Below are 20,294 nucleotides of genomic sequence, written 5' to 3'. Positions count from 1 at the left end.
TTCTTACAGAAGCATTCCCTTGATCACCATGTCGCAACATTCCAGGATCACCTTTTCGGTCACGATCTGGCGCGGCCGGTCTTTGTGTTCAAAATATTCGTTCACCAGGTCGAGTATGGGAGAAAACAAAAGGGCACGGTGCACGGCAATGGGGAAACTCTTGATGGTGCCGTTTTTGGCGTGACGTTTCAGAAAGCGGTGAATGGGAGCGAAGAACTGCCCTTCGGTAATGTTTTTTTCCTGAAAGGCTTTGTTCAGCAGCGGCGACGATTTGCCATACTGCATCAGCACAAACGCCTCCTTGTTGGTTTTGCAATAGGCAAACAGGTTGAGCCAGATTTTTTTCACACCAGTCTCGAAGTCCATCGTTTCGCGAAAGTCTTTCAGCGTGGCCTGTTCATAGGCACCCAGCACTTCTTCCACAAAGAGTTTAATGAGCAGGTCTTCCTTGTTCTCATACTTTATATAGATGGTGCGCGGCGAAATGTTGGCCGCCTTCGCCAGTTTCTGCATACTGAGATTTTCCAGGCCTTCTTCAGCAATGATCTGGAGCGCCATGGTGCGGATGGCTTTTTCTTTATCGAGGTCCTTGGGGCGCATGGGCAAATCGTTTCACAAACATAAGTAAACAAACGTATACTTATTAAATTAGGTTGCGTTTTGTGATTGAACATCCACTGCAACCGTTTAAATCGGTGGGAATGCCGCCATTTTGTGAATTGGTTGATATGTCTTGGAGGCTGGCGACAATGCACTACGCTCCGGCGCCAGAGTTAGAACAGCAGCAACCCGGAAAAGAGTTGGTACGCCCCGGAGTCCAGAAAGAACGCATAAACAATCTGCTCCCCAACAAAAACCAAGAGACAAACAAGGGTAGGCAGTGTCGATGTTTTGTTCTTGTAGTCAAGAAAGAGCACATACAGTAGGATGGCATCGATGATAAAAAAGGAAACATACTCCGGGCCAAAGATCGGTGTGTTGCCTGTATTTACGGTCGTGAAGTAGATAGCGCGATCCATAATCGGGCCGATGATGCTCAGTGATGCAGCCACCATGTATTTGGCGTGCACCAGCGGTTTGGTTTTGTTGAGAATGGCCAGCGGATAAAACAGGATCAGCACCATAAAATAATAGACGGGCAATCCGGTGTAGGTGCGGGCCAGGTGCACGATTTCCGCTGGCGTCTTTGTGCTTGTGCCGGCGTCTACCTCATGTTGCAGATCGGCGATGGATTGATAATAGCCATTGCGCAACATCAGGTAGCCAAAGGCCACCACCAGCGGCACCAAAAAATAGCTAAGCCGGCCAAAGGCGCGGTGCGCGGCAAACTTCTTTTTTGAAATCAGCCACGGTTGAACAATGAGCATGGCGGTCCACACCATCATCAGAACATAGTGCACGTGGATGTGCCAGGGCGATGCGTGAAGCGTGGCGAAATAGCGCGGATAGAAGGCGACGAAAGAAAGTAAAAACAGGAAGACGATGAAGAAACTGATCTTCGGATAGATAGTGTAGGCCGCTCTCATAGGATGTTCTTTTATAACAGCGCCGTCGCAATGGCGGTCTATCACGGTTTCGGGCAGGCGAGGGTAATGAAGTTAAAGCTTCGGCCTGCGTCTTGCAAGAACACGCGCAGAATAAAAATCGATGCGGATGCGCATACCGGAATATGGGTATGACCTCAACCATGCGTCTCATTCTGAACATGCATCATGCGGTTTCCTTTGGTTGCATTCCAGGGTAATTTGGTTGCATAGTCCCCTGTTGTGGGCTGTTGCCGCGAACGTGTTGCAACATTTGTTACGCTCCGGCGATTAATAACCGTTACCGGAGCCGTTAACTTAAAGCAATCATTTTTTACACGTATGAAAAGATTTCTGATCGCGGGGTTCTGCGTGATGTGCACGGCTGTGGGGCATGCGCAACAAAAAGACATTCAAATCGACAGCCTGAAGCGGCTACTGCAACAACACAACGCAACCGACACCCAGCGGGTAAACCTGTTGACAAGTCTTTCGCGAGCCTACATCGGCGTGAGCAACAACGAGATTCTCGACTATGGCACATCCGCCCTGACGCTGGCCACCTCGCTGAACTTTGAACCCGGTGTGATCAGGGCCCACAATGCCCTGGCCATGGCACACCAGTTGTCGGCCAACTATCACAATGGCATCGATCATGCCATGAAGGCACTCACCCTGGCCGAGCAGCGTGGCGACCTCAATGAAAAAGGGGAAGCCTGTCGCGTGCTGGCAAACATCTATGTGAACCTGGGCGATCAGAAAAAAGGAAAACACTACTATGAACAAGCCATACGTGCAGCACAGGCAACCCGCAACATGTCACTGCTCACAAAGGTCTATTGTTCCGTAGGCATGTGGCACTACGTTCACCAGGCAGAAGACAGTGCACGCATCTACCTTGAAAAAAGCCTGGTGCTGGCCAACAAACACAACGTGCGCTATTTCCTTCCGCACATTCTGTGTCAGCTGGGGTGGATCAATCACGAGACCAATCCCACGGTGGCCATCGCCTACGAGCTGCGCGCACTCGGGGCGGCACGCGAGGTGCAGAACCATGCCGCCGAACTGAACGTGCTGGGCGATTTGGGAAACATTTATATTCAACTCAAAGACTACACCAACGCCGAAAAGTATCTGACGGAAGCCCTGCAGGTGTCTATCAAAAATAAACTCATTGTACAAAAGGCTCACATCTATCAAGGGCTGATCGACCTCAAAATTCACCAGGGAAAAGTGGACGACGTTCGCCACTATGTCGACGCCTACATGGCTGCCCGCGACAGCACCATGAACGAAGAGAAATACAAACAGATTGCCGAACTGGAAACACGCTATCAGACCGAAAAGAAAGAGCAGACCATCATGCTGCTGGAGCAGGAAAAGAAAACCGAGGCGCTGTGGCGAAAAGGTCTGGTGATGGTGGCGGTGTTGCTGCTCATACTAGGAGGGGTCATCTTCAGGCTTCAGCGCCTGCGCAACCGCAAGGCCCGGCAATTACTGGTCACACAAAAACAACTGAACGAAAAACTTCAGGAAGCCGATGCCATCCGCTCGCGTTTCTTCACCTCCATCTCGCACGAGTTCCGGACACCCATCACCCTGATCCTGGCGCCCCTCGAAGAAAAACTAAAGTCGCCCACCCTCACCCAACACGACAAAGACGATCTGAAGCTGGTGATGCGCAACGCCAACCGCCTGGCCGAACTGGTGAACCAGGTGCTGGATCTTTCCAAACTGGAAGCGGGCAAAATGGAAGTTCACAGGCAAGACGGCGACCTCACAAAGTTCCTCACACCGTTGCTCGCGTCGTTCGAGGCGTGGTCGCAAAGCCAGCACATTTCGTTTACCTACACCTTGTCGGTGCCCGACATGCCGTTTGCATTCGATCCTGACAAGCTGGAAAAAATTCTGACCAACCTGTTGTCCAACGCCTTCAAGTTCACACCGGCAAACGAAACCATTGCCATCTACATCACGGTCGACAATGCCCTGAACAATTTGCTCATTTGCATTGCCGACACTGGCAAGGGCATTTCGGCCGACGACCTGCCGCATATCTTCACGCCCTTCTATCAATCGGGCGAAATGGAAAACACCAGCATGCCGGGCACAGGCCTTGGTCTTGCCCTGGTGCGGGAGTTGGTGAACGTGCACGGCGGTTCCATTTCCGTGAGCAGCGAACTGGAACAGGGCACATCAGTAGAAGTGGTGTTGCCCTTGGTGCGATCGTCGGCCGACGCATTGCCGGCTGTCATTCTTCCTTCGTCGCTGGTGCCCGAGCCCACATTGTCGGTGCGCGACAGCGACGACGAACCGGTGGAGCATTTCGCGGAGTCGTTGTTGATTGTGGAAGACAACCAGGAACTTCGTCGGTTCATCGGCGATCATTTCAAAAACGCATTCAACATCTTCACCGCCACCAACGGCCGTGAAGCATTGCAGATCGCGACCGCGCGAATGCCAAGCCTGATCTTGTCAGACGTGATGATGCCCGAGATGGACGGCGTTGAATTTTTGAAACGGCTAAAGCAGGATGAGCGCACACATCACATTCCCGTGGTGCTACTCACCGCAAAAGTGGGCCACGACGAAAAAATCGCCGCGCTTCAACTGGGTTCCGATGCCTTCCTGGCAAAACCATTTTCCATGCAGGAACTGGAAGCACGCGTGGCGGGCATCATCAACAACAGAAAGAACCTGGCCACACACTACCGCAAGCGATTTGAAAACGCGCCCCATGCTGCACCGGCCACGCAACTGCCGGTGCCATCGAGCATCGAAGCAAGGTTCATCGACAACATCACGGCAATCATCTACCGGCATCTGGGGGATACAGCGTTTGGTGTAGAAAAACTTGCCGACGAAATGTGCCTCAGTCGCGCACAGCTGTTTCGCAAAGTGAAGATGATTCTCGACACATCGCCCAGCGAGCTGATAAGCGACTTGCGTTTGCAACATGCCGCGAAGCTCATCGAAAACAAATCCGACACGTTGTCGCAGATAGCGTATGCGGTTGGTTTTTCGGAGCAATCCTATTTTTCAAAACGGTTCCGGAAAAAATACGGCGTGTCACCGCGCGAATATTCCGATCGCATGTCGGCATAGTGGTAAAAAAATGCATCAACTTTTTGTGTGCATCACAAATGCAACGAGCATACCCGTCACTGCAACCACATCACCATACATTCACTTTTTTTCAACGCAGATTTGTGATGTTATAAAATAAAACACACAAGCATCATGAAAAAAAATCCCTCTCCTCCCCACCACACCATCACTGGGAATAGTGATCGGCCCAAGCGAACATTTCGTTTCCCCGGCAAGGAACGCTTCGAAAATGTGTATCTCTTTTTCTACAAACTCGCACGACTGTGCAACGAGGACATGAATCCCGTCTGACTATTTTGATTCACGCTTTAATCAAAAACCCTCTTGGAAAAACTAATGTTGAAAGCATCCGATGGCTATGTGTTGCACGGACTGCTTGGAATACCTGAAACGGATGTGCGCGGAACGGTAGTGATCAGTTCCGCCACATGTATTAAGAAGGAGTATTATCTCAATTTTGCAAACTACCTGGTGAAGGGCGGCTACACCGTGCTGTTGTTCGACTACCGCGGCATAGGGGAGTCGGCCCCGCCAGATCTGAAACAGTCGGCCATCTTCCTGCACGAGTGGGGCACGCTCGACATGAACACGATGTTGAACTATTTGGTGGAAGAACGCGGTTGTCGCGACATCGTGTGGATAGGCCACAGCATCGGCGCGCAGCTGGTGGGTTTTCTGGATCAGCATCAACACATCAAGCAGATCATCGCCATCAACGCGGCGCTTGGCTATTGGCGCTACTTTCCGTATCCAATGAAAGCCGTCATCTGGTTGTTGTGGTTTGTGATCGGCCCGCTCATGATTCGCTACTATGGCTATGGCCAGATGAAAAAAATAGGCTGGGGCGAAAACCTGCCGCCCAATGCGCTGCTCGAATGGCGTTCGTGGTGCCTCAGCAAAAACTACTACGGCGGTTTCATTGCGCGACACCTGAAGACGGACCGGTTTTATAAAATCAAAACACCCATCACCGCCATCTACTTCAGCGACGACTACATTGCCAACGACAAAACTGTTTCGCTCATGATGAATTTTTTTCCGAATGCGCCCACACGCATTTTAAAAATTGACACAACCCGCTACACGCGGCTCAAAGTAGGACACAGCGGTGTCTTCCGGAAGCGATTCGAGTCATCGCTTTGGCCGGTGTTGTTAAGTCACATTTAAGAAAAGTTTGGGATAGGCCGTTCGGTATATTTTATCGGGCGGCCATCCCAATCCTGTCTTCACGCCCGTTCCGGTTGGAGCGGGCGTTTTGTTTTTGATCAGGCGTGGGGACGGTCGTTTTCGGGTTGCAGATCTTCTTCCAGATCGAACGTGGTTTTGCTCATCTTTTGCTGATACTCCTTGGGGCTGAGACCGTATTCCGTCTTGAAACATTTGGAAAAATACGACAGGTTGGAGAAGCCCACGTCATACATGATTTCCGAAATGTTGCCTTCCTTGTTCTTCAGCAGCAGCGACGCTTTTTTGATGCGATATTTTTTGATGATCTCGTTGGCCGACAAATGCGTGAGCGCTTTCAGTTTGCGGTAGAGGTGGGTTGAGCTCATGCCCATTTCTTCGCTGAGCAGCTCCACGCTGAATTCGGAGTTGGAGATGTTGGCTTCAATGGTGTTCATCACTTTCTTCAGGAAACGGTTGTCTTCGTTTTCTTTTCCCGAGTCGGCCAGCGGTTCGGTGATGAGCTCGTGTCTGAAATATTCCGACAGCTCGGCCTTGCGTTCCAGCAGGTGGTCGATGTGTGCTTCCAGCACTTCAATCTCAAACGGCTTGGTGAGGTAGATGTCGGCGCCCACGCGAATGCCTTCCACTTTTTGAGACGTTAGGCTTTTTGCCGTCAGCAGAATGATGGGCACAGAGCTTGTCTTCGGATCGGCCTTCACCTTGCGGCAAAAGGCCAGCCCATCCATCACGGGCATCATGATGTCGCTCACAATGATGTCGGGAATGAAGTTGTGACACTTCTGAAACCCTTCCTCGCCATTTTCGGCGGTAATGAAGTTATATTTTTCTTTCAGGCTGATCTGGATAAAGTTCACCATGTCGGTGTTGTCTTCCACAATCAGAATGAGGGGCTTGTCAGACCGCAGACCAAACTCATAGCGATGGTCTTCGTTTTCGGCGGCGGCCTTGGTGGCAAGGATGCTGATCTCTTTGTTGGGCTCGCGGTTGTCGATGGGAAAGTGCGCACTGCCCAAGGGGAAACACAATGTGAAGCACGTGCCTTTGCCTTTGGAACTTTCCACGCTCACATCGCCGCGCAGCAACTTGGTATATTCGGCCACCAGCGTGAGGCCGATGCCCGACCCGTCTTCAATCTTGCGGGCCTCGCGTGTTTGATAAAAGCGCTCAAATATTTTCGACTGCTCGGCCGGAGCAATGCCAATGCCCGAGTCCGACACGGTGATTTGCACAGCTCCCTGTTCAAACCCCTTTCGCGGCTCCACTTCGTCGATGGTCACGGCAATGGTGCCACGCTTGGGCGTGAACTTGAACGCGTTCGATAAAAGATTAAACAAAATGGTCTCCACCTTTTCGGTATCGGCCCACAGCAAACATTCTTCCAGCGGTGTGTGGAACGTGAACTCTATTTCTTTGCGCGCGGCTTTGTCCGAAAATAGCGAATACAATTCTTTGCAGAACGGAATCAAATCAAACTGCGTGATCTTCAGCGACTGGTTTTCATGTTCCAGCTTTCTGAAATCCAGAATTTGGTTGATGAGGCGAAGCAGGCGTTGCGAATTTTTCTCGGCCAGCAAAATCAGGCTCTGGTCTTCTTCATCCAGGTTGCCGTGTTTAATGATTTGTTGAATGGGCGGAATGATGAGGCTGATGGGCGTGCGCAGCTCGTGCGAAATGTTGGTGAACGACTGTTGTTTGGTTTGAACAATCTCTTCGGCATGTTCTTTTTCCAGCCGCGCAATCTTCACCTCGTTCTTCAAATGAATTCTCACCAGGTAGATGCGCAGCGCAACCACGCCCAGCACAATGAGCAGAATCACATACAGGATGATAAACATGGGGCTGAGAAACAGCGGAGGCTTCACCACAATTTGCATTGAAGCCAACTTGTCGCTCCACAGGCCATAGTTGTTGGTGCCCTTCACGTGCAGCGTATAGCTGCCTGGCGAAAGATTGGAGTAGACGGCGAAATTTTTCAAACCCGACACATACTTCCAGTCGTCGTCAAAGCCATCCAGCTTGTAGGCATACACGTTGATGTCGGGTTGCCAATAATGCAGGGCCGAGAACTCGAAGGCGATAGAGCGTTGGGCATATTCCAGCGTAAGCGTTTTGGCAAAGGCAATGTCTTCATTCAGCAACACGTTGTCGTCGAGCACCTCGCGGGCAAAGATCACGTGGTTGTTGATCTCGAGGCCGGTCAGGTAAATGTTGGGCGTGTAGGTGTTGGGGCGGATGGAAGGGGAGAGGCTGATGTAGCCGTTGTCGCCTCCAAACAGAATCTCACCGGTCAACGTGCGTGCTGCACAGCTGTTTGAAAATGTTTTCAGCGGAAGCTCTTTGTCGAGGGGAAATATTTCGAACGTGTGATCGGCCGTTTTAAATTTGATAACAAAGTTGTTGGCCGCCGCCCACACGTTGCCGTGCACGTCGGCAATGATGGTGTTGAGGTCCACATCGTTGCCCGTGATGATGGGATAGAAAAATGCAGAGTCGGCCTGGGGTTTGTATTCGATCAACCCGTTTTGCGTGCCAGCCCACAGGCTCCCCTTGGGCGAAGCATAAAGGCTGTAGATGTCTTTGCCCTGCGCCACATCGTCAAAGCCCTTGATCTTCTTTGTTATGAACGTGTTCACATCGATGCGGTGCAATGCGTTGTCGCGAATGGCCCAGAGGGCGTTCAGGGCATAGGTGTTTTTTTCGGAACTGAAATCGCCCACCAGTTCGAAGCGAATGGCATCGAGATTCTGAAAACCACTCACCACTTTAAACAAACCGCCTTCCCACGCGCTCACCCAAAACGAACCATCGGAACCTTGAATGAAGTTGGCAATGTAGTTCGACGTGAGTCCGTTGTCGGAGCGCGCGGTGAGTGCATACATTTTTTTCTGACCTTCATCCCACACGTTGATGCCGCCCGCGGTGCCAATCCAGATGCGGCCATAGTCATCTTCCTTTAACGTGTTCACGTTGTTCAGCAGGATTCGGCTGGCCGGGGGCGAGTCGATGTCGAACCACGTGCGCGTTTTGGTTTCAGGATCTTCGCGGATCACGCCGTGAATGGTGGCCAGCCAGATCACACCCTTGCGCGTCACCAGCATGGCCTTCACCTGGTTGCCCACGGTTTGCTGATGCGTTTGGTGCGTCACTTCGTGGTAGCGATAAAAATTCTGGTGCTTGTCGATGCGGCTCAGACCATTTGAAGTCACCAGCCAGATCACGCCGCCATCGTCTTCAAAAATCTGCCAGATCACGTTGCTGGCAATGGAATACGAAACCTGTGGATTGTGAAAGTAAGCGCGGTTCGTGTTGGTATTGGGATCGAACAGGTTTAGCCCGAAATCAGTGCCCAGCCAAAGTGTGCCTTCGGCGTCGGAATAGATGTTCTTCACCACTTCGTTGCTCAACTTCGAATTGGCCGCCGTGTAGGCGGTGTAGCGATGCGAGCGCGTGTTGAAGAGGCAAAGACCGGTTTCTGTTCCGATCCATAATAAGGAGTCGACACCATTCACGGGCTTGATGTCACAGATGAGATTGTTTTTCAGCGCGGGCTTGTAGTCGCCTTTCAGGTCAAACGATTCGAACATCTCGTTCGGTCCAAATTGATTGAGCCCGTCGTAGGTGCCCACCCACAGGGTTCCGCGGGCATCTTCGTGAATGGCGCGAATGGTGTTGTGGCTCAGGCGGCTGTTTTCGGTGGTGAAGGTTTTGAACTGGTTGTTCTGGCGGTTAAAGCGCACCAGCCCGGTGGTGGTGCCGATCCAGAGATTGTGGTGAGCGTCTTTATATAGAGTGCGCACCACGTTGTTGCCCTTCAGGTCGATGCGCGTCACTTCGAAGGTGAGGGTGTTGATCTTGCAGAGCCCTTGCCATGTGCCCACCCACAGGTCGTCGCCATCCACCAACAATGAACTGGTTTCGTTGGCAGGCAGGGAGTGAAGAGACTCTTCGCGTTTAAAAACCTTGAAACGATAGCCGTCATAGCGACACACGCCATTGGCCGTTCCAATCCAGATAAAATGGTGATTGTCCTGGGCAATGGCGCTGATGATGTTCGAGGGCAGGCCCTTGCGGGTGGTGAGGGTGGAGAAGAAGGTGGATTGCGCGCGCCCAACCTGAACCTGCGCCAAAAAGCAGCTTGCCACCACACCTAAAAAAAGAAAAATGCTCCGGATCATCGCACCCACGTCTATTGAAGTTACCGAATTTTAGCGCAAAATAGTGTAGCAAAAAAGCGCCGGTTCAGGCTGGACATTGAACGTTGCGATGCCCGAAAATCCGCAACCCGTCACAATCTTCATTTTTAGAATGCCTTGCCACATTCCGCCGGTTTCATGGCTAAAAAAGCAGGATTTGTAATAGCGCCGGGTAAGAAATCTATCCATTCCTGTATGATTTTTTGCGTCCGTTGCAATCGTTTGAAGCCAATTTGCAATCGTTTGACATAACACAAACTTATGAATCTAAAGCTACTAACAACCATCTGGTTTTTGATGCTGGGCAGCCTCGCTGCGATGGCCCAAAACCAAATCATCCGGGGGAAAATTCTCTCCGGCGATGACAACACTCCGCTGCCGGGTGTCAATGTTCTGGAGAAAGGAACGTTGAACGGAACGGTCACAAACGGTGAGGGATTCTATACCATCACGGTGGGCACAAACGCGACGTTGGTTTTTTCTTTTGTCGGCTATGCTTCGCAGGAAGTGGCGGCGGCAGGCCAAACCACCCTCGACGTTGTTTTGAGTCCCGATGTGCAGGCGCTCAACGAAATTGTGGTGGTGGGCTATGGCCAGCAGGAAAAGAAAGACGTGACCGGTTCGCTGGCGTCGGTCACCCCGCGCGACCTTAATAAAGGTATCATGTCGTCGCCGCAGGACATGCTCATCGGAAAAATCGCCGGTGTGCAGGTAAGCACCAACGACGGTGCCCCCGGTGGCGCATCAACCATCCGCATTCGCGGCAACGGCTCCATACAGGCCAGCCAGGATCCCCTCATTGTGATCGATGGTTTTCCTGTTGACAACACGGCCATCGGTGGCTTGTCAAACTCACTGGCGGCCATCAACCCCAACGACATCGAAAGCTATACTGTATTAAAGGATGCTTCCGCCACCGCCATCTATGGTCTGCGCGCGTCAAACGGTGTCATCATCATCACTACAAAAAAAGGCAAGAATGGCAAACCGCAGATCACCTACAACGGCAGTGTGTCGGTGGCCAACGCCATGAAATATATAGATGTGCTTAGCGGCGACGAGATACGCGCCAAAGCAAGCGAGTTGCTGTCAGAAGGAAAACTGTCGGGCTTCACGGCCGATGCTGCAAAACGGCAAGGCACCGCCAACACCGATTGGCAAAAAGAAATCTATCAAACCGCCGTGTCGCACGATCACAACATCGGCGTGTCGGGCACTTATAAAGTGTTGCCCTATCGCGTGTCGTATGGCTACACCGATCAGGAAGGTATTCTGAAAACTACCGACTTCAAACGCAGCTCCTTGAACGTGAACCTCACACCCAGTTTTCTGGATGGCGACCTCGATGTGAGCGTGTCGTTTAAAGGAAGCTATACACAACAAAACTTTGGCAACACCGGCGCAGTGGGAGCAGCCGTGGCCTACGACCCCACGCAACCGGTCTATAACGGCAGCACGCGTTGGGGTGGTTATTTTGCATGGGTGGGACCGGCTTCGGCCACCACACTCGATCCTAACGGCGATCCCATCACGCTGGCCACCAGCAACCCCGTGGCCTTGCTCATGCAAACCGACAACCGCTCGAATGTGTATCGCGGCCTCGGCAACGTGAAAGTTGACTACCGTCTTCCGTTCCTTCCCGCCGTGAAACTTACCGTGAACGCCGGCATGGACTACACCACTTCCAAAGGCCACAACAATGCCACCAACGATGCAGCCTTCACGTTTGCCAACGGCGGCGGCCAGCGCATCGACTACACCGGCATCAACAAGTCGCGACTGCTGGATTTGTATGCCAACTATGCCAAGGAAATCGACAACCATAAGTTCGATGTCACACTGGGTTATTCCTATCAGCGCTTTGACCGCGATGGCTCCAACTTCGGACGCAATGGCAACGAGAGCGTATACACCGACTATCAAACCAACGCCGAAGGCAAAGCGGTGCCCCGTCAGTTTGTTTCCAATCCCAATGTGTTGCTCTCGTTCTTTGGTCGTGTAAACTACGCGTTCAATGAAAAATACCTGGTCACACTTTCTTTCCGCGACGATGCATCGTCGCGCTTTGCCAAACAAAACCGGTGGGTCGTTTTTCCGGCCGCAGGGGTGGCGTGGCGAATCAGCAAGGAATCGTTCATGACGGGTTCAAAAGTTTTCTCCGACCTGAAGCTGCGCGCCAGCTATGGCGTGACGGGTCAACAGGATGTGTCGGGCAACAACCCTTATCCTTACTTGTCTACCTATCAACTGAGTTCGTCAACGTCACAATATCAGTTTGGCAATTCCTTCACCAACACCTATCGTCCGCAACCCTACGATGCTAACCTGAAGTGGGAAACCACCGGGCAGGCCGACATTGGTCTTGACTTTGGTTTGCTGGAAGACAAACTCACCGGTACCATCGACGTGTACCAGCGCAACACCAGCAACCTCATCAACTCCATTCCTGTGGCAGCCGGTAGCAACTTTTCAAACTACCTCATCACCAACGTGGGCAACCTCGTCAACAAAGGCATCGAGGTGACGTTGAACGCCAAGGTGGTGCAAACCAAAAACCTCGAATGGAACGTGGGCGTCAACTACACGCACAACGACAACGAAGTGACCAAGCTGTTGAAAACCGACGATCCAACCTATGCCGGCATCGCCACCGGAAGTTTGGGCTTGCAGAAAAACATTCAGAACATCCAGGTGGGTTATCCCATCAACACGTTCCTGGTGTATCAGCAGGTTTATAATGCAGAAGGCAAACCCGTTGAAGGATTATATGTGGATCGCTCCGGACAAGGCGGCGACGTAACGGCCAGCGAAAACAACAAGTATCGTTATCACAAACCACAACCCGATCACCTCTTCGGCGTGAACACGCGCGTGAACTATAAGAAATTCGATTTCTATATGTCGGGTCGTCTCAGCCTGGGCAACTATGTTTATAACAACGTGTTCACCGGTGCAAACTATTCCAACTTCTATTACTCCACGGGCTATTTCAACAACCTGCCCGCCAGCGTGAACGACACACAGTTCTATAGCCTGCAAACATTTTCAGACTATTATGTCTACAACGCATCGTTCTTCAAGATGGACAACATCAGCATGGGCTATAGTGTAGACAAACTGTTCACCCAGAAGCTGAAGGCACGCATCAGTTTCACGGTGCAAAACGCCTTCTTCATCACGAAGTATAAAGGCCTCGATCCGGAGGTGAACAACGGCATCGACAACAATTTGTATCCGCGCTCCAGGGTGTTCATGCTGGGCGTTAACCTTACTTACTAATCGACCTATGAAAAAGAAAATAGTAAACCTCATCACCGCGGGCGTTGCCATGCTTTTCATGGTTACCTCCTGTGTTAGCGACCTCGACCCGGAATCGCTGGGCCCCAACTCGGTCACCTCGGCCGATGCCTATAAAACACCGGCCGACTATAAAATGGGATTGGCAAAACTGTATTCGAGCTATGTGGTGGCTGGCCAGGTTGGTCCCGGCGAAGCCTCCGACATTTCGAATCTCGATGTGGGCTTTGGCGTGTATCTCCGTGCCTACTGGAATTTGCAAGAGCTTCCTACCGACGAAGCAGTCTACACCTGGGCCGAAGACGGCGGCATTCGTCCCCTGCACTGGCAAACCTGGACGGCGACAAACTCTTTTATCTCGGCCATGTATACACGCATGATGCTCACCATTTCATATTGCAACGAATTCATCCGCGCATCACAAGGTTCCACCGATGCCGACGTGAAGAAGTTTCATGCCGAAGCACGCTTTCTCCGCGCGCTGTCGTATTATCATGCGCTTGATTTGTTTGGTTATCCTCCCTTCGTAACCGAAACGGATATTCCCGGCGCATTCTCTCCGAAGCAAACCAATCCCGAAGAACTGTTTGCCTACATCGACTCCGAGTTGACGGCCATTGAAAACGAACTGGGCGAACCGCGCTTCGAATATGGCCGTGCCGACAAAGGCGCGCTGTGGATGTTGCAGGCAAAACTCTATCTCAACGCCGAAACCTACATCAAGTCGCCGCGCTACACCGAATGCATCACGGCACTGAATAAAGTATTTACGTCGGGCAAGTATGCACTCGCGGCAAACTACCTCCTGAACTTCCGCGCCGACAACAACACCAGCCCGGAAATTATCTTCCCGATAAACCACGACGCCAAAAACACACAGACCTATGGCGGCATGTCGTTTATTGTTCACGGACAGATTGGTGGCTCCATGGTGCCCGCCGACTTTGGTGTGAACGGTGGCTGGGCACAGAACCGCGTAACACCCGAGTTTGTAGCCAAGTTTGCCGACCCCAGTGGCGCCACCGATGTGCGCGCGCAATTCTACACCAGTGGTCAGCAACTTGAGATCAACGACGTGGGCACATTCACCGATGGCTATGCCGTAACAAAGTTCAAGAACAAGACACTCGCCGGCGGCCCGGCACCCAGTGGTGGCAATCCCGATTTTGTAGACATCGACTTTCCGATGTTCCGCCTGGCCGATGCATACCTCATGTATGCCGAAGCCGTGCTGCGTGGAGGAACAGGAGGAACGGCCACACAAGCGCTTGACTTTGTGAACGCCTTGCGCACAAGAGCCTATGGCAACGCTTCGGGCAACATCACCTCCGGTCAATTAAACACCGCGTTTGTGCTTGACGAACGCGCGCGCGAACTGCTGTGGGAATGTCATCGTCGCACCGACCTGATTCGCTACGGCCTGTTGACCGGCGGCACGTATCTGTGGAACTGGAAAGGAAATACAAAAGCGGGCACGGCCACAGAAGCCTTCCGCAATCTCTTTCCCATTCCCGCATCGGATCTGGCGGCCAACACAAACCTGCGTCAGGTGGTCATTGGTTACTAATCCCTAAAGCAAACGAACATGAAAAATACATTCATTCTAATCCTGAATATGATCGTCGCGCTGGGCATGATGGCCTGCGAAGACGATGTGATCAAGGCAAAGCTGAAAGACGATGTGGCAGCCAACACGCTACAGGATCCATCCAAAACCAGCTATGTGCTGACCCTGGATGATGCCGCCAAGCCCCTCGAAGAGTTTTCGTGGACCGCACCCGATTTTGGTTTTCAGGCCGCCACCACCTACACGTTGCAGGTAGACAAGGCAGGCAACAACTTTGCCGGAGCCATAGACCTGGGCACGACCGGTACCTTGAACACCACCGTGCTGGTGGGCGCCATGAACAGCAAACTGCTGGACCTCGGTTTTGATCCCGACGAAGAAGCATCGGTAGAATTTCGGGTAAAGTCAACCATCAACGCCAACGTGGCGCCGCTCTTCTCCACCGTGAAGAGCACAAAGATGACACCCTATGCCACAACGTTTCCGCCCATCTACATGATCGGCGATGCGCTGCTGGGATGGGATCTGCCGCTGGCGGTGGAGACCAGAAGTGTGGCGCCGAGCAAGTATGAAACCATTGCCGAGTTTCACAAGGGAGGCAAGTTCCGTTTCTTTGCCACCTTGTCGTGGGATGCAAAGCCCTACAACTGGCCCTTCTTTGCCGGCGGCAGTGTAGACGCCAACCTGATTGAAGCCGGCGATGGCGACGGTAATTTTATTTTCAACGGCACGTCAGGCTTTTTCAGAATCGTTGCCGATACAAAATTGAAAGTGATCACCATGGAAGCCGTTGAGAAACCTGCGTTGATGATGATCGGCGACGCGGTGCAGGGTTGGGATCTGGCCAAGGCCGTGCAACTCACGTGGCTGAGAGACGGCGTGTTCACCACCAGCACAACATTCAACAACAACGGCATCTTCCGCTTCTTCACCAAGGCCGACTGGGGTGCGGGTACCGTGAACTCGGCAAGTTTCACCGGCGCTGTCGATCCGTTGCTGCAGGCCGTGAACGATGGCGACAAAAACTTTAAGTTTGTGGGCACCACGGCCTCACACAAAATCACCGTGGACCTGAACAACGGCACCATTGTGATGGAATGACCGATGCAGGCCTTTGATTGATATTATAAGGAAGGGGTTTGTTTTTGTGAAAAATCAAAGCGGCCTCTTCCCTTTACTTTTTACCAAATTGTTAGCAATGAAATTCAGAAAAAGCATACTCGGTTTGTTGACGCTCGCGGCGTTTTGTTGCCTGAAGTGCAAAGACGATTCACCCGCCGTGGACGACACACCAGCCGAAACCGGCACGTTTCAATTTGGCGCTGATCTTTCGTTTGTGAACCAGGTGCTCGACCACAACGGTGTTTACAAAGATCAGGGCGAAGTGAGAAGTCCGTACAAGATTTTTAAAGACCACGGCAACACACTGGTGCGCGTGAGGCTGTGGCACAACCCGGCATGGACAAAAGAAGTGTACGGCGCCAGCGGCACACAATTGTATAATGATTTACTGGATGTGGAAAAATCCATTCGTCTCTCGAAAGAACAAGGCCAATCGGTGCTCCTGGATTTTCATTATTCCGACACCTGGGCCGATCCGCAAAATCAAAAAATTCCCGCCGCGTGGCAGAACATCCGCGACCTGGGTGTGCTGAAAGATTCCGTCTACAACTACACCTCAAAAACCTTGCGCTATCTCAACGCAAAGGGATTGATGCCCGAGTTTGTGCAGATCGGCAACGAAACCAATTGTGGCATGCTCTACACAGACGCACCGTCGGGTTTCCCGGCATGCAACGTTTGTGATGGCAACTGGCAAAACCTGGGGGCCGTAATCAACAATGCCATCCGTGCCGTGAACGATGTGGCGGCAACATCCACCATCAAAACAAAAATTATCCTGCACGTGGCCGATCCCAAAAACGTGACGTGGTGGTTCGACAACATGACCACGCAAGGTGGCGTCACCGGATTCGACATCGTAGGATTTTCGTACTATCCCCTGTGGCACACCACCATTGGTGTGAGCAGCCTGGGCTCGACCGTGGCGGGCTTCAAAGCAAAATACAAGAAAGACGTGATGATGCTGGAAACGGCCTATCCGTGGACCACACAAGGCAACGACTCCTACAACAATCAGTTCGGAGCACAAACACCCATCACCGGATTTCCTTTCACAAAAGAAGGACAGCTGGCCATCCTGAAAGCGATGACACAACAATTAAAAACCGGTGGCGCCTCGGGCATCATCTATTGGGAGCCGGCATGGATCAGCTCCGACATGAAAGACTTGTGGGGCACAGGTTCGTCGTGGGAAAACAACGCCTACTTCGATTTCAGCGGCAACGCGTTGCCCGCTTTCAACTTCATGACCGCGACCTACAACTAGGCATTCGCGCAGCACTTATGTTTTGAACACAACGCGCCGACAATTTTCGCGGCGCGTGAAAACCAGTTTATCATGAAACATCCTTTAATACACTATACATTTATACTGGCATCCCTGCTGGTCACATGGTTGTCCACACCATCCGTTGCGCAAAAGAAATCGAACACGGTCTATGTAGACGAGCAGGGCGTGATGCGCTGGGGCGATTCAAAAAAGGAAGTGCACGGCTTTGGCGTGAACTACACCGCGCCGTTTGCACACGCCTATCGTGCCGCCAAGACGTTGAACGTGGATCTTGAAAAAGCCATCGACGCCGATGTCTACCACTTTGCACGATTGGGTTTCGATGCCTATCGCGTGCACGTGTGGGATACCGAAATCAGCGACTCGCTGGGCAACCTGCTGGAAGGAAACGAACACCTGCGCTTGTTTGACTACATGCTCATGAAAATGAAAGCGCGCGGCATGAAACTGCTGATCACACCCATTGCCTATTGGAACAACGGCTATCCCGAACCCGATGGAAACACGCCCGGCTTCGCAGCCAAATATGGCAAGGCAGACTGCCTCACAAATGAAGGTGCCATTCGCGCACAGGAAAACTACCTGTACCAGTTTCTCAATCACGTGAACCCCTACACCAAGGTGGCCTACAAAGACGATGAAGACCTGGTTGCATTCGAGATCAGCAACGAACCCCATCACGACGGCACACCCGCTTCGGTGACCACGTTCATCAACCGCATGGTGAAAGCGATGCGCAAAACAGGATGCAAGAAACCGATCTTCTACAACATCAGCCACAGCATTCAGCTGGCCGATGCCTACTTCAAGAGCGACATACAAGGCGGAACATTTCAGTGGTACCCCACGGGCCTTGGCTCGCAACACGAGATCCAGGGAAATTTTTTGCCGAACGTAGACCACTATGTGATTCCATTTGCCAATGCCCCCGGGTTTAAAAAAATCGCGAAGGTGGTCTATGAGTTCGACGCCGCCGATGTGGGACGTTCGTATATCTACCCCGCCATGGCCCGCAGTTTTCGCGAAGCCGGCATTCAGTGGGCGACCCACTTTGCCTACGATCCTACGTTTATGGCCTATGCCAACACGGAATACAACACGCACTACATGAACCTCGTGTATGCACCGCAAAAAGCGCTGAGCTTGAAAATTGCATCGGAGGTGTTTCACACCGTTCCCCTCTACAAAAGCTATGGCCGCTATCCCGCCAACGCCGCGTTCGACGGGTTTCGGGTGAGCTATGAGCAGGACCTGGCGGAGGTGATCACCGATAAAAAGTTTTTTCACACCAACACCACCACGTCGCCCGTTCCGCATCCGGAAACCCTGGAGGAAATTGCCGGAGCCGGCAACTCGAACCTGGTGCGCTACGAGGGGCTTGGTGCTTACTTTCTGGACCGTCTCGAAAAAGGAGTGTGGCGCCTCGAAATTTTGCCCGATGCCATTTGGGTGAGCAATGTGTTTGGAAAGAACAGCCTCAAAAAAGAAGTGGCCGTGCTGAACACCCGCGCGTGGCCCATGGCCGTGACGTTGCCCGACCTGGGCAGCGACTTCAGCGTGACCGCACTCAACGACAACAATACCTACACGACCAAGGCCAGCAACAATACGTTCACCATTCTGCCCGGCACCTACTTGCTGAAAGAAAGGAACAGCACGGCCTCGCGCAAGGGCGATGAGAAATGGAAGAACATTGTATTGAAAGAATTTTCTGCACCCGCCGCCGTGTTAGACAAAACCTATGTTTTGCACACACCACCCTCGGAAGTGAAAGAAGCAAAAGCATTGAACGTGGAGGCATCGGTAGTATCTGCGTCCGAGCCGGAAGCAGTTGAACTGATTGTGTTCGGCGTGGGGCGCCCGCAGACTTATGCGATGAAGCGCGACAAAGGTTATCGGTATGTGGCCACCATTCCCGGCGACCAACTGAACGTGGGATTTCTGCGCTACTACATCACCGTGAAAGAAAAAGACGCAGTGCACACCTATCCATCCGGACTGACGGGCCTGCCCCTGCAATGGGATTTTTATGATGACAACGCCTACCAGGTTCCCGTGGTGTCGAACACAAACGACCTCTACCTGTTCAACGCCATCACCGACGCCCGCGACGTGATGCGCCAATGGAGCAAAACATCGGGGCTTATGCCCAACGGCAAACCGGGCGATGGCGAATTTGTGGTCAACGTTGAACACCTGCTCAACAGCGATCCCGAAAACAAGAACGGCGAAAAAATCTACGACTATTCTTTCCGCTACACCTTTGCCCGCAAAATCGCCGCACGCAAAGACGAATTGCCCCTCCGCAAAAAACTGATCGTGAAAGGCAGAGCCCTGAACGACCGCCCCTGCACACTTCAGGTCGCGTTGGTGATGAACGACGGAACAGCCTATGGCGCCACGGTCACCCTTGACCCCAACGCAACAGAAGCCACACTCAACCTGAACCAACTCCACCCCGTGAAGCTGGTCACCCTTCCACGCCCATACCCATCATTCCTTCCATACTATTTCGAAAGCAGCAAACAATCACCCCTCAACCTGAGCGCTGTTGAAGCACTACAGTTCTCCATCGGCCCCTCCATCCCGGCAACAGAACTGGATCGCAAACACGGAGTGGCCATTGAAAGTGTAAGACTCGAATGAGGTGGTTTATGAAGCCATCATCAAGATGGACAACGTGCCGAACCGTGGCTACTCGATAGGTAAAAGAATTCCATGTCATAGCAATAACTCCTCCGGAAACAACTCCGGAGGAGTTTCCTGTCTATAGAAAGAAACTGACTCCTTTGAACGGCTCCAGCGGAGCCACCTGATCTGAGGCACATTGCACATTTCCAATGCCGCCATCATTCTTAAAAACAAACCGCGCTTTCAAAACAAAAACTCCGTTGAACATCCCAGCATCTTTCGTGTTCGCCACACATTTCCCCATCAATATAATCCCCCACGCGCGCATCCTCCAACGACGAAGACTCCATATCATTCCGATCAAACACAATGGA

12 protein-coding genes are annotated in these 20,294 nt (G+C 52.1%); 8 read left to right on the top strand and 4 right to left on the bottom strand.

Annotated elements, in window-relative coordinates; genetic code table 11:
• Positions 1-3 precede the first annotated feature (3 nt).
• Together JI741_RS04790 and JI741_RS04785 are read right to left on the bottom strand one after the other, a co-directional pair.
• Positions 4-600, bottom strand: a complete 597-nt coding sequence (locus JI741_RS04790; RefSeq protein ID WP_202007853.1) for a TetR/AcrR family transcriptional regulator — start codon at positions 598-600, stop codon at positions 4-6.
• A 173-nt stretch (positions 601-773) separates the two neighbouring features.
• The gene (locus tag JI741_RS04785) at positions 774-1,526 is read right to left on the bottom strand and encodes a hypothetical protein (RefSeq protein WP_202007852.1); all 753 of its coding nucleotides are present in this window, start codon (positions 1,524-1,526) and stop codon (positions 774-776) included.
• Positions 1,527-1,865: 339 nt separating this feature from the next.
• On the opposite strand from JI741_RS04785, the gene JI741_RS04780 reads away from it, so the two are divergent.
• The 3 genes from JI741_RS04780 (at position 1,866) to JI741_RS04770 (ending at position 5,798) form a co-directional block, all read left to right on the top strand.
• Entirely contained in the window at positions 1,866-4,628 is a 2,763-nt protein-coding gene (locus JI741_RS04780) for an ATP-binding protein (RefSeq protein WP_202007851.1), read from the top strand.
• Positions 4,629-4,763: 135 nt separating this feature from the next.
• Complete coding sequence (locus JI741_RS04775; protein WP_202007850.1) at positions 4,764-4,922, top strand: hypothetical protein; 159 nt, start codon at positions 4,764-4,766, stop codon at positions 4,920-4,922.
• A gap of 33 nt (positions 4,923-4,955) precedes the next feature.
• Positions 4,956-5,798 carry an alpha/beta hydrolase family protein gene (locus tag JI741_RS04770; RefSeq protein WP_202007849.1) on the top strand — a complete coding sequence of 281 codons (843 nt, stop codon included), beginning with the start codon at positions 4,956-4,958 and terminating at the stop codon, positions 5,796-5,798.
• 98 nt (positions 5,799-5,896) lie between these two features.
• On the opposite strand, the gene JI741_RS04765 is transcribed toward JI741_RS04770, so the two are convergent.
• Together JI741_RS04765 and JI741_RS04760 are read right to left on the bottom strand one after the other, a co-directional pair.
• Positions 5,897-9,994 carry a hybrid sensor histidine kinase/response regulator transcription factor gene (locus JI741_RS04765; protein ID WP_202007848.1) on the bottom strand — a complete coding sequence of 1,366 codons (4,098 nt, stop codon included), beginning with the start codon at positions 9,992-9,994 and terminating at the stop codon, positions 5,897-5,899.
• A gap of 30 nt (positions 9,995-10,024) precedes the next feature.
• A complete protein-coding gene (locus tag JI741_RS04760) occupies positions 10,025-10,201 on the bottom strand; it encodes a hypothetical protein (protein ID WP_202007847.1) in 177 nt (58 codons plus the stop codon).
• A 72-nt stretch (positions 10,202-10,273) separates the two neighbouring features.
• On the opposite strand from JI741_RS04760, the gene JI741_RS04755 reads away from it, so the two are divergent.
• The 5 genes from JI741_RS04755 (at position 10,274) to JI741_RS04735 (ending at position 19,935) form a co-directional block, all read left to right on the top strand.
• Positions 10,274-13,291: a SusC/RagA family TonB-linked outer membrane protein gene (locus JI741_RS04755; protein ID WP_202007846.1), complete on the top strand. Its 3,018-nt coding sequence runs from the start codon at positions 10,274-10,276 to the stop codon at positions 13,289-13,291.
• Positions 13,292-13,298: 7 nt separating this feature from the next.
• Positions 13,299-14,876 (top strand): RagB/SusD family nutrient uptake outer membrane protein, encoded by a 1,578-nt coding sequence (locus JI741_RS04750; RefSeq protein ID WP_202007845.1) that lies wholly within the window; start codon positions 13,299-13,301, stop codon positions 14,874-14,876.
• An 18-nt stretch (positions 14,877-14,894) separates the two neighbouring features.
• Entirely contained in the window at positions 14,895-15,977 is a 1,083-nt protein-coding gene (locus JI741_RS04745; RefSeq protein WP_202007844.1) for a SusE domain-containing protein, read from the top strand.
• 97 nt (positions 15,978-16,074) lie between these two features.
• Positions 16,075-17,265, top strand: coding sequence for a glycoside hydrolase family 53 protein (locus JI741_RS04740; protein ID WP_202007843.1), 1,191 nt, complete (start codon positions 16,075-16,077; stop codon positions 17,263-17,265).
• A 72-nt stretch (positions 17,266-17,337) separates the two neighbouring features.
• A complete protein-coding gene (locus JI741_RS04735; RefSeq protein WP_202007842.1) occupies positions 17,338-19,935 on the top strand; it encodes a cellulase family glycosylhydrolase in 2,598 nt (865 codons plus the stop codon).
• Positions 19,936-20,294: the final 359 nt, after the last annotated feature.

Origin of the sequence: Chryseolinea lacunae, assembly GCF_016735595.1 — a bacterium.
Lineage (GTDB): Bacteria > Bacteroidota > Bacteroidia > Cytophagales > Cyclobacteriaceae > Chryseolinea > Chryseolinea lacunae.
Note: the sequence above shows the minus strand (reverse complement) of the source record. Positions and strands in the feature narration are given on the sequence as shown.